General features: G+C 40.0%; 13 protein-coding genes and 2 pseudogenes. 8 read left to right on the top strand and 7 right to left on the bottom strand.

Annotated features, from left to right (window positions below; translation table 11 throughout):
- The first annotated feature begins 355 nt into the window (after window positions 1-355).
- The 4 genes and pseudogenes from GD631_RS21945 (at window position 356) to GD631_RS21930 (ending at window position 3,318) form a co-directional block, all read left to right on the top strand.
- Window positions 356-1,339 (top strand): hypothetical protein, encoded by a 984-nt coding sequence (locus tag GD631_RS21945; protein ID WP_143257784.1) that lies wholly within the window; start codon window positions 356-358, stop codon window positions 1,337-1,339.
- The gene (locus GD631_RS21940) at window positions 1,336-1,593 is read left to right on the top strand and encodes a hypothetical protein (protein ID WP_229067732.1); all 258 of its coding nucleotides are present in this window, start codon (window positions 1,336-1,338) and stop codon (window positions 1,591-1,593) included. The genes GD631_RS21945 and GD631_RS21940 overlap by 4 nt, the downstream gene beginning before the upstream one ends.
- An 80-nt stretch (window positions 1,594-1,673) precedes the next feature.
- The gene (locus GD631_RS21935; protein ID WP_143257785.1) at window positions 1,674-2,726 is read left to right on the top strand and encodes a hypothetical protein; all 1,053 of its coding nucleotides are present in this window, start codon (window positions 1,674-1,676) and stop codon (window positions 2,724-2,726) included.
- Between the two features lie 107 nt (window positions 2,727-2,833).
- Window positions 2,834-3,318: pseudogene (locus GD631_RS21930) on the top strand (hypothetical protein).
- Window positions 3,319-3,331: 13 nt separating this feature from the next.
- On the opposite strand, the gene GD631_RS21925 reads toward GD631_RS21930, so the two are convergent.
- The 4 genes from GD631_RS21925 to GD631_RS21910 form a co-directional block, all read right to left on the bottom strand.
- The gene (locus GD631_RS21925; protein WP_143257786.1) at window positions 3,332-3,697 is read right to left on the bottom strand and encodes an MmcQ/YjbR family DNA-binding protein; all 366 of its coding nucleotides are present in this window, start codon (window positions 3,695-3,697) and stop codon (window positions 3,332-3,334) included.
- 29 nt (window positions 3,698-3,726) lie between these two features.
- Window positions 3,727-5,019 (bottom strand): hypothetical protein, encoded by a 1,293-nt coding sequence (locus GD631_RS21920; RefSeq protein ID WP_143257787.1) that lies wholly within the window; start codon window positions 5,017-5,019, stop codon window positions 3,727-3,729.
- 19 nt (window positions 5,020-5,038) lie between these two features.
- Window positions 5,039-5,548, bottom strand: coding sequence for a hypothetical protein (locus GD631_RS21915; protein WP_143257788.1), 510 nt, complete (start codon window positions 5,546-5,548; stop codon window positions 5,039-5,041).
- 299 nt (window positions 5,549-5,847) lie between these two features.
- Window positions 5,848-6,456 carry an HU family DNA-binding protein gene (locus GD631_RS21910; RefSeq protein ID WP_143257789.1) on the bottom strand — a complete coding sequence of 203 codons (609 nt, stop codon included), beginning with the start codon at window positions 6,454-6,456 and terminating at the stop codon, window positions 5,848-5,850.
- Window positions 6,457-7,077: 621 nt separating this feature from the next.
- On the opposite strand from GD631_RS21910, the pseudogene GD631_RS21905 reads away from it, so the two are divergent.
- Together GD631_RS21905 and GD631_RS21900 are read left to right on the top strand one after the other, a co-directional pair.
- A pseudogene (locus GD631_RS21905) lies at window positions 7,078-7,731 on the top strand (DUF3874 domain-containing protein); the annotation flags it as partial.
- A 42-nt stretch (window positions 7,732-7,773) separates the two neighbouring features.
- Entirely contained in the window at window positions 7,774-8,637 is an 864-nt protein-coding gene (locus GD631_RS21900) for a BRO-N domain-containing protein (protein WP_008641043.1), read from the top strand.
- A gap of 132 nt (window positions 8,638-8,769) precedes the next feature.
- Here the strand turns inward: GD631_RS21900 and GD631_RS21895 are convergent, their stop codons facing one another.
- Entirely contained in the window at window positions 8,770-9,936 is a 1,167-nt protein-coding gene (locus tag GD631_RS21895; RefSeq protein ID WP_143257790.1) for an exo-beta-N-acetylmuramidase NamZ family protein, read from the bottom strand.
- Window positions 9,937-10,005: 69 nt separating this feature from the next.
- On the opposite strand from GD631_RS21895, the gene GD631_RS21890 reads away from it, so the two are divergent.
- Both GD631_RS21890 and GD631_RS21885 read left to right on the top strand, forming a co-directional pair.
- Window positions 10,006-10,542, top strand: a complete 537-nt coding sequence (locus GD631_RS21890; RefSeq protein WP_004312347.1) for an HDIG domain-containing metalloprotein — start codon at window positions 10,006-10,008, stop codon at window positions 10,540-10,542.
- 89 nt (window positions 10,543-10,631) lie between these two features.
- Window positions 10,632-13,349: a putative LPS assembly protein LptD gene (locus tag GD631_RS21885; RefSeq protein ID WP_143257791.1), complete on the top strand. Its 2,718-nt coding sequence runs from the start codon at window positions 10,632-10,634 to the stop codon at window positions 13,347-13,349.
- Between the two features lie 118 nt (window positions 13,350-13,467).
- On the opposite strand, the gene ung is transcribed toward GD631_RS21885, so the two are convergent.
- Window positions 13,468-14,130, bottom strand: a complete 663-nt coding sequence (gene ung / locus GD631_RS21880) for a uracil-DNA glycosylase (RefSeq protein ID WP_143257792.1) — start codon at window positions 14,128-14,130, stop codon at window positions 13,468-13,470.
- A gap of 6 nt (window positions 14,131-14,136) precedes the next feature.
- Window positions 14,137-15,174, bottom strand: coding sequence for an aspartate--ammonia ligase (asnA, locus tag GD631_RS21875; protein WP_143257793.1), 1,038 nt, complete (start codon window positions 15,172-15,174; stop codon window positions 14,137-14,139).
- Window positions 15,175-15,306: the final 132 nt, after the last annotated feature.

The raw sequence follows: 15,306 nt of genomic DNA, 5'->3' as shown, positions 1-15,306 counted from the left end.
GGCGAAAAGAAAACAGTATTCTTCTTTTCGCCAGTTTTACTTTTATGGTTAGAGGGCTTTTGTTACCTTTGCACGTGAAGCCCATCACAAAACGATTTCTTCGTTTTTTTTTGTTACTATTTTGTTACCTACTGTTAGTAATAGGTGGGCTTTTCTTTTGATAATCAGATTTGTATAATATTGTATATATAATGTGTGGCAGAATATAATCAATTCGTGGCAGTTGTGGAAGAAGAGAAAGAATGAATTGAAAAATCAAGCGTAAATATCTGATTTATAATAGTAGGATTTCATTCTGAGGTGTGGGTGTTCAACGATGATTTTAATCATTTAGTCGGAACTAAAAAGAAAAAGGATGGGGGAAATATTTGAAATAGAAGGCTTAAAAGAACTGGAAGAATTTTTGCAAACTCAATCGGAGATAGAACAGTTGCGCGAACGCTTGTTTGCCGAGTTTCTAAAATATACGGATTATAAAAATGCCGGAGAATGGAATAAAGCCGTTCGTCTTTGCGAGAGCCTGGCTATTATCGGTTGGGGAAATCATGAACCCGTCGAAGCATTGAGAGGACAATTCTTTAATGGAAATCCTGCGACTTGTTTTCAAAATAAATTTGGAGAAACTCGTTTTGTCGATGCCATTTGGTCGAAAAGAGTCAACGGTTTTACTATGGAACAGGGAAGGACAAGTTATTGTTTCAGTCCTGACGACCCGAATCAAAAGCAATCCGTACTTTGGGAATATGAAGTAAAAGAAGATATACAGGATATAAGTCTGGAAAGTCAAAGAAACTGGATTCCTAAAAATCCGGTTTGGATAAAGCGAATAATTAGTAATTGTTATGAAAACTCGAAGGCGGTGATCGAGAGCGTTGACAAAGAACTACAATCGGAGCTGAATAGAAGGATGCGTCCTGAAAAATACGGACGGGCGATTAATCAAATTATAATTAACTGTTCATATAGCTATTATGACCATGCATATTGTAAAACGAACTATGTCATTGCTGATGAAAAGTTGAAATTGAAACAAAAAGATTTCTATCCGACACTGCTCACAATGTTTACTAAGAAAGAAATTGAACAGAATGGATATTTCCTTCGCAACCGTTTTGAATTTGGACCATTCAGAGCAGATACTGGGAAAATTAGGATCGGACTAAACCTTGAGAAAGAATTCAGTGAATTAAGTCATGCCGAACAGAAATTAAAGCTAAGTGAATATATTCTGTTTGCTTTAAACCATGTAACTGACAAGCTGAAAAAGAAGAAGCTGGATTATGACTTCGACTTGATGCTTGAAGATTTTAATTCAATACTAACCGAGTGGAAAGCATGAAAGATATAATAGAGTTATCTCATCTTCAACAGATAGACAAGGCTTTAGGCTGGCTGAAAGTCGTTGAAGATAATGAGTTGGCAACTGTGTGGAGCTATAAAATTCATAGATTGCCTGATCCAAACTCTGGCTTTTCTTATTATCATTTAATGGTAGACAACGAAAGTAGCGATCCGAAAGATTGGACAGAGTATAACCCCGATAATCAGTCATTGGAACTATGCTTTGATGATATTATAATAACACGAAAGTAATCTTTTGCGTCAGTTATATTTTAGAACTGGTTCTGTTTTGCTATCTTTGCGTCAAAACATTGTAACACATACAAGAAAACATGAAAAATAAAGCTGTTGTAGTCGTTGTTATTTTAGGAAGTTTGATTATATCGATGTTTGCAGGTTGCCGACAATCTCCTTTGAAATACATTCCCCCGACAATCGATTCTGTCAATAACGACAAAAGCAGGATGGGGTTGAACGGAAAAGTCAAAACGTTGGATATCTATTATTATCGTCCGGAAAATACATCGTCTTTCTTCTCGGTGAAATTCAAAAAGGGTGGGAAATGGGAAGAGGACGGAATACATCACTACCATTTTCATTTCAATATCGACGGCAATCTTGTTCAGTGTAACGAGTACGATAAACAAGAAAATATTATTCGAAAGACCGATTATACCTATGAGACTTGGGGACATACATCTACACTCAGCTTTCCGAAAACTAACAGTACGATTGTCAATAAGTATAATACTGACGGGAAACTGCTGGAAATTGTGTATAGTGATTCCCATGGGGAGATAAACACTTATGACGATAGGGGAAATCTTATCCGAACCAAACAGATTGACGGCACGATTTACAAACCGGCTATGACCGAATATGATTATAACGAACATGATTTGTTGGTGGAGAAGAGGGAATATTATAATATAGGGGAATTATCGGGCAAAACAGTCTATGAGTATGATACAAATGGTCTGTTGGCTCAGACTCAAGTGTATGATTTGCTGAGTCGTGATAGGCCGGAAACGCATTTCATCTATGAATACAGTGATAGTAACTGCGTTGTGGAAAAATATAGGATTGACGATGAAGGTAATAAAGAGTTTGAGTCCTGGTGTAAACGTAAATATTATCCGAACGGTAAACTGAAAACCGTTGTTCGTAATAGTATCGTGCAAGAGAAATACGATGAACAAGGACGACCGATTGACGAGCGGCCAGGATTTGAAATACTCTACAAAGACTTCCAAGACTACGGCTGTGATGCGAATGGTAATTGGATTGAAACAAAGAATTTCAAAGATTATGTTGATTTTGGCACGGGGCTCGGTCGTATATTAAAACCTTATGTCGAGCGTATCTTTACTTATTACGAAGAATAAAAACTTAAAATTAAACAATATGCACACAAACACCCACCCACATAGCAAGCGGTAAGATTCCAGAAATCATAGTAACATTGTTAGTGCATACTAAAAAAAAGAAAACGATGGGAAAAGTAATGAAAGTATTCAAGACACTGATAAACGAGTTGTTTGGAACTAAGAGAGAGTATAAAGTGGAAGGTTTGGGCATCTTTACCTGTAAGGTTTGTGATTGGTGGCGAGATAAATGTTATCTTTGGAGTGGTGCAGTGCAATTGCCTTTTTACTCGGTAGAAACTCTTGTTCTGATAGAAGGGGACGCTTCTGCTCCGTTTTCCAGGCAATTATTGGAATTACAGGTGTTATTGCAGAACTGGGTACCTATGGCAGAACAACTAGATAGCATACTGTTCAGCAAAAGTCAGCAGAAACATAAAGAAAAATATACGGATCCTGGCAGGACGAATTTTATCCCTATACGATCGTGCCGGCTGTACTATATAGTGATAGTTGGGAGATTGTGTTTTACCGGAATAGTGGTGTAAATTATAATTTCACTGTTTTTTGGAAAGACAACAGAGTACAGGATTTACGTTTGGGAGGTTTTTGAATCCTTCCTTTATTTATAGCATTTCCCGTTCTTTCTTTGTCAAACTTTTAACTACAATATCGTAGGAGTTGCTTACAAGCTCTTTGATTTTCTCATCAGGTACGTCTTGATTGAAATAAACACTGATCCAATATTTTTTATTCATGTGCCAGCCTGGTTTTATACCAGCATATTCAGTTTGCAGTTCTCCGGATTCATCAGGATTACATTTGATGCAACAAAAATCGAAAATCTCAATATTAACGAAACAGAACCATTTGTCCGCTACATAAAAGCATAGAACGTCACGGCTATATTTGTCGGGCACATTGGGAAACGGCATCTTCTCATGGACTCCCTTAAAAGACAGGCAATATTCTCTAAATTCTTCGATATTCATTTAGTTTTTATTTTGGTATATTTACTAGGTTAGTCGACTGCTTCAGATGAATAGCCGATATTTCTGTAATCGTTCACTAAACCATATACTATTTCTTTAAAATTCGGCAGGTTATAGTAATCATTCTTTATTATCTCTTTTAGAAACTTGGAGTCCTCTCCTTCATCATCCCTTTGGTTTCCTTCTTTATCTTCTAGTGCTCCAATTATTCGAAACAACATATCATTGATTATAAGATACTCGTCACTACCTGAACGTTTGTCGTTTTCTAAATCTATCAGTTTCAGATAATAAGTAATATATGCGGCAATCTTAAAACTTTCATCTCTTGTAAATTTGCAATCCGTTTTTTCTCCTAAACAATAATTCCCATATATATCAAGCATTTTGACATAATCATTGGTCGGATTTTCTTGTATAAACTTTAGTAAGTTCTCATGAATCTGTAACTTGCCGTTTAAATCTCTTCCTGCAAAGACCTGCTCCAGACTTTCAATGGAATACCCGTCATTTGCATTATTGGAGATGCTGTCCAGTATCAGTTTATTCAGCTTAGCGTCCTTATCATAGCCAAAGCAGAATAGCAAATCTTTCACTTCCATTTCTTTTCCATTGCTTACCAACCAGGCTAGGCTGGCCTTATTGTCATTTAGTATATAATTATTCCAATGATAATCAAAAGCGTTTTTATAAACGTTAATATGATCTTTGTCTGTATTTTTATCTATCTCCAGTAATAGGGCAGAAGGCATTTGCATAACACATATATTGAACTTTTTGAAAAAATACAGATGATTCCTATATGGATAGAATTCTTTCTCTTGTATGTTGTCTTTGCTGTCCATATCAGGGTTTGGGTTTAGGGCTACAATGTAGTTTTCATGACTTTTTAATTTTTTCTTGTCTAAAGCATCAGGGGCGTTCAGGTCAATCCCGAAAACATATTTAATGCGTTCCGCATACTCATTGTCCGGTAAAAAACGATAGTTTTGCTCTTTCAATTTATAATATACAATCATTCCTCCCAAAGAAACATCATCAGGTGTTGCTATTCCGGATAAGTTTATATACAGACTACCTTCGTAATACTCTCCATCCATGATTTCATTTTGAGCCTTAGTTAATTTGTCATACCCGGACTTTAGCTCCAGCCATTTTTTATCCGTCAATTTCATTGTAGTAAGCCTTAACGTTTCATTGTTTGTTTTTACGGCTTCTTGTGTTTCTTCGTTTGAAGAAGCATCAGTTGTCGTGTTTTTTGTTGTTGTATTATGGCAACCCACAATAGCGCTTGCTATGAACAATAAACTTAAAAGGTTCATTTTTTCATCATCATGTTTTTTATTTCTGTTTTTCGTTGACTAATTGGGATAAGCTATATATTGATATTGTGGCAGTATCTGTAATAAGAACTTTATAATTTTTGCCAAAGAAATTTGCGCAGACCGTATCTCCTGTAATTCGCCATTCAACTGCCAGAATCTGTTTGTCCATATGATCGAATATGATATCCGAGCCATTTGGCTCTTCCCGATAGTATTTATCAAGAACGGTGCTCCTTTTGAAAAAGCTGCGGCAATAGCCGTCTGGATATTTTTTAATCGAATCCAATCGGATTGTCCGGTCATGGAAAGCAATGATACTGTCAATGAGTGTTTGCTTGCTTTTGAATAAATGATTATAGACTACAAAATTTTCCTCTTTTTGTGTGGAAGTAGGCCCTGACCAAATCTGACGTTCCCATGCATTTATCGGCATTAAGTAAATCTTGATGGGTGCAAAGTATAATCCTAAACAAATAATTGTTCCTATAGCCAATACATAAATCAATATACGCTCTACTTTCTTCATAATTCAGTATGATTGATTATTTGCAAATCCGATTGTGCGTTCTCCAATTCATTATGTGATAAATCTTTTATTTGCATCAATACAAAAGTAGTGATTAATTTGAAACAATGAAGAGCTATCTCGATAAATAAAAGCTTACCTTAAAACAACTATTATCACTTTTATAACTCTCATTTTTTATTAATATGCTAATTTACTGATGAATAAGTATGATAGACGCTTTTAAAATCCGGTATCTATCATACTTTCTTTATGAAATATGGGTATCTATCATTCCCGTTTCACTGTTTTTTTGCTGTTTACTCCTTCTTTGTGTTGGCTCGCACATAAATTTTGTGGCTGCCGCTTCCAATGGTGTCTAGTACCCCTTCTTTCACCCAACCGTTCAATTCATTCAGCGCTTTATTCTTCAGTAGTCCCGTCAGTTGCGTATACTCCTTGCGTCGTATCATCGGTCGTTCATCCAGAAACTTCTCCAACCTGCGGCGACGTTCTTCCACCGGAACTTCGGCGGAATGTGCAAATCCCAACTTCGCTTTTTCCACAAATCCGCGAACCTTCTTTCGGAAAGAAGATGATGGACGAAAATTTACATTATCGAAATAAATGGACTGTGCATGTATCTCTTTGGCATCCATCACCGGACGTGCTTTTAACTTGGCTGAAAAATATCCAAGGTTTCCCAACTGAACGTGATGCCCGCTGACTAAATATTCGGATATTTTATTTTCAATAGCCAGCTGGACTCCTTCAATATCTGCCGGCGTAAAGCTGGAAGCTTGAGCGATCTCTTTTACAATTTGTTGAAAGTCGATGGTTCCGTTCGATACGATGCGGGGATACAACGGCTGTTCGTCTTCGTCTTCTTTCGAAGACGGTTTTTTGCGAAAATCATACTTTGCGTACATGTCTTTTCTATTATGGGTTAATGTGGCTAAAACGCCTTTTAAAAGGCATTTTAATGATTGTTTTGCAGCAAGATAACCTACAATTGCAACCTGGATAATCAACTGGAATCAGTGGCTTTTCTTGGGCACACATTTGTGGGCTCTACAGCCCACGAATGTAAACTCTTCAGCCCGCATACGTGGGCTGTACGGCACACTTATGCGGGCTGAAGTCTTACTGCCCGCAAAGGTACATTATCCAGCCTTCATTTGCAAATTTAGTAAGCATTATTTCTATAAAATAAAGCCATGTGACGTGGCAAATAAAGACAGGAAAATTTGTTCGGGCGAAGTGTTTGTTGTACTTTTGTATAGCTGTAGCGAAGCTTTCCTTTTTACAAGAAAGAATAATAAAAAAAGATGAAAATAACATTAGTCAGAGACGATGGCAAGGTAAATACCTTACGGACGTTGAAAATGGAGCTCCTTCTGGAGCAGATGAAAACGGAAGTCAAGGCGCAGCCCGTCTCAAAGATGAGGGAAGCGTTGAGGTATACTCTTCCGGGGAATTCGATTCTCCTTTGCGGCGAATGGCACCCGGATATGAAAATTATGAAGCATTGTCAGTACTTTTCTCCGCTGCATTATACGGATAGCATTGATTTCAGTCGGAAACGGGACGCGGAGTTGTATCTGAATCACTTTCTGCTTATTAATATGGATGAATTCGATCAGATTAGTCCTACCCAGCAGGCTTTTCTGAAACATATTCTGCAAAAGCCGGTGGTGAACACACGTCGTCCGAATGCTTCGGCAGTGGAAGAGCTTCGCCGGTATGCATCGTTCATTGCCACGAGCAATCATCGGGATTTGTTGACGGATACTTCCGGTAGCCGTCGTTTCATTGGTATTTACATGACGGGAGCTATAGATGTGTCGCGTCCTATTGATTATGAACAGCTTTATGCACAGGCGTTGGAGTTGCTTTATCACAACGAACGTTATTGGTTTGACTCCGAAGAAGAGGCTATCATGACGGAAAACAACCGTGAGTTTGAACAATCTCCTGTCATCGAACAGTTATTTATGGTTTATTATCGTAGGGCGGAAGAAGAGGAAGAAGGAGAATGGCTACTGGCTATTGATATTCTGCGGCGGATTCAGAAAGCGAGTAAGATGACGTTTTCCGCCAGGCAGGCGTCTTATTTCGGGCGTATCTTGCAGCGGCTCGGAGTGAAATCTAAACGGAAAACGTATGGTACGTATTATCATGTTGTACCTTTGGAGGTAGAATAGAATTTGTTATTTATTAATTATTTACATCATATATATAATGCTATGACTAAAAAAGATGCTATAAAAGTGTTTGAAGATAAAAAGATCCGTGCTGTTTGGGATGACCAAAAGGAGGAATGGTATTTTTCCATTGTGGATGTGATTGAAGTATTAACAGACAGTGAGCGTCCTCGTAAGTATTGGGGGGATTTAAAAAAGAAGTTGAAAACAGAGGGAAGTCAGTTGTCCGAAGAAATCGGACAACTGAAATTACCCTCTTCCGACGGCAAACTGTATAAGACAGATGTAGCTACAACCCAACAGCTTTTCCGTCTAATTCAGTCTATTCCCTCACCCAAAGCGGAACCCTTTAAGATGTGGATGGCTCAAGTCGCCAAAGAGCGTCTGGATGAAATGCAGGACCCTGAACTAACTATAAATCGGGCGATGATGGAATATAAATCTTTAGGTTACTCGGATAATTGGATTAATCAACGATTGAAATCAATTGAAGTACGGAAGGAACTAACTGACGAATGGAAAAGAAATGGGATGCAAGAGGGCGTTCAGTTTGCTGCATTAACGGATATAATTTATCAGACATGGGCTGAAAAGTCGGCAAAAGAATATAAGCAGTTTAAAGGATTGAAGAAAGAAAATCTCCGTGACAATATGACGAACACTGAACTGATCCTTAATATGCTTGCTGAAACGGCTACTACGGATTTGTCCAAAGAGAGAAACCCATCCGGTTTTGCTGAAAATGCCGAAGTGGCAAAAGATGGAGGAAATGTGGCAAGAGTTGCTCGTAAGCAATTGGAAAGTCAGCTAAAACGCCCTGTTATATCTCCACTTAATGCAAAAAGTGCATTGCAAGTTGGTGATGAACGGGAAAAAAATGAGACTTCAGGAGAGAGCGTGGAATAATCAAGTATGATAGATACCTCGTTTTTGATGGTCTAAGTATGATAAATGCCGGAAATAATAGTTATCTATCATACTTATTCTTTTAATTATAAGTGGTTTATGAAAATGAATGAGAGTATGATACTAGTTTTTTTACTCATAGAGAAGATATTTTTTTCTGATCTCCTTGTAATCCTGTAATTCCTTTTGCCAACTATTCCGGATAGCCTCTTCCGACTCTCCTTTGAGGATAGCTTTGCGTACGCTGTCAGTTCCCATCAGCAAATCAAACCATCGGGCACGGGAGAAGAAGGCTGCGTTTTCACCGGATAAGCGATAAAAGTTCAAGAAGTAGCGAAGCGTAAATCCATTCACATCGGTTACATTCCGGAGATCTTCCCCATAACAGGTGATACCTTTGTGCATTGGATTTTTGTCAAACCCGGGTAAGGAGCGGGGAGTAAAAGTGAAACTTCCGTATTTCTTATTAGGTGCGCCTAATACCTGGAAAGGGAAAGTTGTTCCCCGTCCCACGCTGACGCGGGTGGCTTCAAAAGGACAGAGTGAGGCGTACAATCGGATAGACTGGTCGTTCGGGAGGTTGGGCGACGGTTTGATGGGAAGTGAATAAGGTTCCCCGTGTTTCCATCCGGTCATTGGAATTACCTTTAATGAACAAGGATTTTTCTTGTTGGCAATCCATCCTTCCCCGTTTATCATCTGTGCCAGTTCGCCGATGGTACATCCGTGGAGAACCGGAAGGGGTAACATACCGACAAAACTCCGGTAGGCAGGTTTGAGTATCGGACCATCCACATAATCGCACGGATTGGGGCGATCCAGTACAATCATTTCTTTCTTGTTCTCTGCGCAAGCTTCCATCACATAATACATTGTGCTTATATAGGTATAAAAGCGTGCTCCTACATCCTGAATGTCGAATACGATTACATCGACATCTTTTAGTTGGGTAGCAGACGGCTTTTTGTTGTCACCATAAAGCGATACGATAGGAATGTCGGTGCGGGAATCTTTTCCGTCTTTCACTGTTTCACCTGCATCTGCGTTACCACGGAAACCATGTTCGGGAGCAAATACCTTGACTACCCGGACATCTCTTTTTAATAAGGCATCGAGAAGATGAACCTGCTTTCTTCCCACAACAGAAGTATGATTGACCACCATTCCGATGCGTTTTCCTTTCAGCAACGGCAGATATTGATCCATCTGTTCTGCTCCCGTGACAATTTGACTGTTTACACGCATTGGCAACAACATAATGAACAAAAATATAAGAATGAAGGAAGCTCGAGTTTGCATATCGGTAATTTTTTTGTAATATTGCACAAAAATATTAATTTCTCGTCAAGAGAGCAAAAAATAAAGCACATGAATCCATACGAAATCATTGATAAATATTATCCGGAGAATACGCAGCAGAGACAAATCTTAGTAATACATAGTCTGGCCGTGTCCGGAAAAGCAATGAAAATGCTGGATGCTCATCCCGAATTGCGTTTAAACCGGAGTTTTGTGAAAGAAGCCGCTCTGTTGCATGATATTGGTATTTTTCAGACGGACGCTCCAACCATTCAGTGCTTTGGCACTCATCCTTATATCGCTCACGGATATTTGGGAGCTGAAATCTTGCGGGCGGAAGGTTTCCCTCAACACGCATTGGTGTGTGAACGTCATACGGGAGCCGGACTTTCGTTGGAAGATATCATTGCCCAGCAACTTCCCGTTCCTCATCGGGAGATGCTGCCCATCACCCTGGAAGAGCAATTGATTTGCTTTGCGGATAAATTCTTTTCTAAAACCCATCTGGATGAAGAGAAAACAGTGGAGAAAGCGCGGCAAAGTATTGCAAAATATGGTGAAGAAGGTCTAAGCCGCTTTGATAGATGGTGTTCTCTCTTTTTATAGCACTAAAAAATAATTAAATAACGAAGATTCTAACTCATATTTGGTGAAGATTGTGTACTTTTGCCACTTCAAGCGTAAACTATTAGTTAATGGCGCCATTGAAAGCAAAAATACTTATATCATTCATACTGCTGATTGTCTTGCTGATGCTTCCCGATGAGGCTACGTCTCAACGTCGAAGAAGAGGAATGATTGCCTCCAATACCGCACAAACGGATTCCCTTCAGGGAAATGATTCGTTGAAAGCAGATACGGTAACGGTACGCATTGATTCCATCGCACCGGTAAAGAAGAAACAACCACTCGATGCACCGGTTGTTTATGAATCTAACGACTCCACTGTCTTTACTTTGGGAGGAGCCGCTACACTTTATGGTAGCGGAAAAGTTAATTATCAGAACATCGAACTGGCTGCGGAAGTTATTTCGATGAATCTGGATAGTAGTACTGTGCATGCTTATGGTATCAAGGATACTACCGGAGTGGAAAAAGGTAAACCGGTATTTAAAGAAGGTGATACTTCGTATGATACGGAAACAATCCGATATAACTTCAAAACCAAGAAAGCGGGAATTACTGATATCGTCACCCAGCAGGGAGAAGGATATGTGACCGGAAGCAAGGCGAAGAAAGGGGCTAATGATGAAATATTCATGGAGCATGGGCGTTATACAACCTGCGATCATCATGATCATCCTCACTTTTATATGCAGCTGACAAGAGCTAAAGTGCGTCCCAAAAAGAATGTGGTGACAGGACCTGCCTATCTGGTAGTGGAAGATGTGCCTCTGCCGTTGGCTGTGCCGTTCTTCTTCTTCCCATTCTCCAGCAGTTACTCTTCCGGTTTCATTATGCCGACTTATATGGACGACTCCAGCCGTGGTTTCGGTTTGGCAGAAGGAGGATACTACTTTGCCATCAGTGATATCATGGACTTGAAGATGACGGGAGATATCTTCACGAAAGGTTCATGGAGACTGTCCGGATTGACAAACTATAATAAACGTTATAAATATTCCGGTACGCTGCAAGCAGACTATCAGGTCACCAAGACAGGAGATAAAGGGATGCCGGACTATGCAGTTGCTAAGGACTTTAAGGTAGTATGGAATCATCGCCAGGACGCTAAAGCCAGTCCGAACAGTACATTCTCCGCTAGTGTGAACTTCTCAACCAGTAGTTACGAACGTTCCAATATCAACAACCTTTATAATTCGCAGTTGTTGACTCAAAATACCAAAACATCAAGTATCAGTTATTCTCGTAGCTTCCCTGATATCGGTCTGACCTTATCCGGAACTACCAATATCGCACAGACAATGCGTGACTCTTCTATTGCGGTCACTTTGCCTGACTTGAATATTACATTAAGCCGTCTGTTCCCCTTCAAACGCAAGAAAGCGGCAGGAGCTGAACGCTGGTATGAAAAGATTTCCATTAGCTATACGGGACGTCTGACAAACAGTATCCGTACCAAAGACGACCGTCTGTTTAAAGCCGGACTAAGCGAATGGGAAAATGCGATGAATCATAATATTCCTATCAGTGCTACTTTTACACTGTTTAAATATTTGCAGGTTTCTCCTTCGGTCAATTATACAGAGCGTTGGTATACTCGTAAGATCAATCAGCAATACAATGAGGTAGACCATAAATTGGAAGCATTGCCGGGTGATACATTGAATGGTTTCTACCGGGTTTCCAATTATTCGGCAAGTTTGAGCTTGAGTACGAAACTGTATGGTATGTACAAACCTCTTTTCGCTAAAAAGAAAGAGATACAGATTCGTCACGTATTCACTCCGCAGGTAAGTCTTAGCGGTGCTCCGGGATTCAGCAAGTACTGGGAGGAATATACAGATTATAATGGCAATACGCAATATTATTCTCCTTTTACGGGGCAACCTTATGGAGTGCCTTCGCGTGAAGGATCGGGAACAGTCAGCTTCTCTATTTCAAATAACTTGGAGATGAAGTATTACGACGCCAAAAAAGATACGCTTAAAAAAGTCAGTCTGATTGATGAATTGGGAGCGAGCATGTCCTATAATATGGCTGCCAAAGAGAGACCTTGGAGTGATTTAAGTATGAACCTCCGTTTGAAACTGACGAAGAATTATACTTTCAACATGAATGCATCGTTTGCTACGTATGCCTATACATTCGATAAAAGCGGTAATGTAGTGACCAGTAATCGTACAGAATGGTCGTATGGACGTTTCGGACGCTTTCAGGGATATGGTTCTTCTTTCAACTATACCTTTAATAATGATACATGGAAGAAATGGTTCGGTCCGAAAGAAGAAGATGAAAACGTGAAGAATAAGAATAAGTCAGAGGATGGAGAGGATGAAGAATCTGACGGAACGGAAGGAGATGGCACTACGCCTAAGAAAGTGGAGAAAGCACAAGCTGACTCGGATGGCTATCAGGTGTTTAAGATGCCTTGGTCGTTGAGCCTTAGTTATTCGTTTAATATTCGTGAAGATAGGTCCAAACCTATTAATCGCTATTCCATGCGATACCCTTATACTTATACGCATAACATCAATGCAAACGGAAATATAAAGATTTCTAACAACTGGTCGCTCTCGTTCAACTCCGGCTATGATTTTCAGGCAAAAGAGATTACGCAGACTTCTTGTACAATCTCCCGTGACTTGCACTGTTTCAACTTGTCCGCCAGTCTTTCTCCTTTCGGACGCTGGAAATATTACAATGTTACAATCCGTGCGAATGCAAGCATCCTGCAAGACTTGAAGTATGAGCAGAGAAGCCAGACGCAAAGTAATATTCAGTGGTATTAATAAAGCGGTAAACGCAATAAACTATAAACGGAAAACGATGAGCGGTGAACAACTTATGCAATCTTAATGCATATATTGTTCACCGCTCATTGCTTTTCGTTCGTTGTTTATTATCTATCTACCATGCGATTTCTGTTTTTCCATGTGCTTTCAGGTAATCGTTTGTACGGCTGAAATGTTTATTTCCGAAGAAGCCGTTGTAAGCTGAAAGAGGAGAAGGATGGGCGGAAGTGAGTACCAGATGTTTATTGCGGTCGATAAACGCTCCTTTCTTTTGAGCGTATGATCCCCATAAGATAAATACCAGGTTTTCTTTTTCTTCTGCCAGGGAACGGATTGCAGCATCGGTAAATGCTTCCCAGCCACGATTCTGATGTGAACCTGCCTGGTGGGCACGTACGGTCAGAGTTGCGTTGAGTAATAATACTCCTTGTTCTGCCCAGCGAGTCAGGTTTCCCGTGGTCGGGGCATCTGAACCGATGTCGGCTTTGATTTCTTTGAATATGTTCACTAATGAAGGGGGAAAAGGCACTCCATCGTTTACAGAGAAACAGAGACCATGTGCTTGTCCCGGTCCATGGTAAGGATCTTGTCCTATAATTACAACTTTCACTTTGTCGAAAGGACAAAGGTTGAAAGCATTGAAGATCAGTTTTCCCGGAGGGAAGATCTGATACTGGCTATATTCACTTTTGACGAAATCGGTCAGTGTGCGAAAATAGTCTTTGTCGAATTCGGGTTTTAAATGTGCTTTCCAGCTTTCTTCAATCTGTACGTTCATAGTTTGTTATATAAGGTGTATATCAAGTTCTTCACATTCTTTGCGCATATCTTCAGGCCAGATGCTGGCTTGTATTTCTCCGATGTGAGCTTTGCGAAGGTAGAACATACACAAGCGGGATTGTCCGATACCTCCTCCGATGGATAGTGGAAGGGTGTCATTCATCAATCGCTTGTGGAAATAGAGTTCCAGTCTTTTTTCTTCTTTTTCTTCTTTCAACTGAAGTTGCAAGGCTTCTTTGTCAACGCGGATTCCCATAGATGACAATTCGATGGAGCGTTGCAATACATTGTCCCACAGAAGGAGGTCACCGTTTAGTCCGGGCAAGTTGTTCAATCCTTTGCTCGTGTAGTCGTCATAGTCCGGTGCGCGTCCGTCGTGCTTCTTGCCGTCGCTAAGTTTGCAGCCTATCCCTATGATAAACACAGCCCCGTATTTCTGGCAGATGGCGTGTTCGCGGCATTTGGGTTCCAGATTCGGATAAAGTTGGCGTAATTCCTCTGAATGGATGAAATGTAGCTTTTGTGGCAGGCACGGCTTGATTTGCGGATACATTTCGTATACCATATATTCTGTACGGATCATAGCCGCGTAGATACGGTTGACGATCTCTTTCAAGAAGTTTACGTTCCGGTCTTCATTGGTGATGACACGTTCCCAGTCCCATTGGTCTACGTAGAGAGAATGCAGGTTGCCCAGTTCTTCGTCTGAACGGATTGCATTCATATCCGTATAAATACCATATCCGGGTTCGATATGATAGTCAGCTAAGGTTAACCTTTTCCATTTAGCCAATGAATGAACCACTTCGGCTTGTGCATCGCCCAGATCTTTAATAGGGAAAGAAACGGGGCGTTCTATTCCGTTCAAATCGTCATTGATACCCATTCCTTTCAATACGAAAAGGGGGGCAGTCACACGTCTAAGGCGTAGTTCGGATGACAAGTTTAATTGGAAGAACTCTTTTATTTGCTTGATTCCCAGCTCGGTCTGTTTGAGGTCGAGTAATGGCTTATAGTTCTTTGGTTTTATCAAGTAACTCATAGGTCTGTTAAATGTTAATTGTCGGCAAAGATAGGAATAAAATTGATATATGTAATGGATATTCTCTAAAAGATTGTCAATTTGATAAAGTAAATGCTCTAAAGCATTTCAAAATAACAGTGTTCTAACATG

The organism is Bacteroides luhongzhouii (genome assembly GCF_009193295.2).
GTDB classification, from domain to species: Bacteria; Bacteroidota; Bacteroidia; order Bacteroidales; family Bacteroidaceae; genus Bacteroides; species Bacteroides luhongzhouii.
The sequence above is the reverse complement of the archived record's forward strand: the minus strand, read 5'-3'. Positions and strand labels throughout refer to the sequence as shown.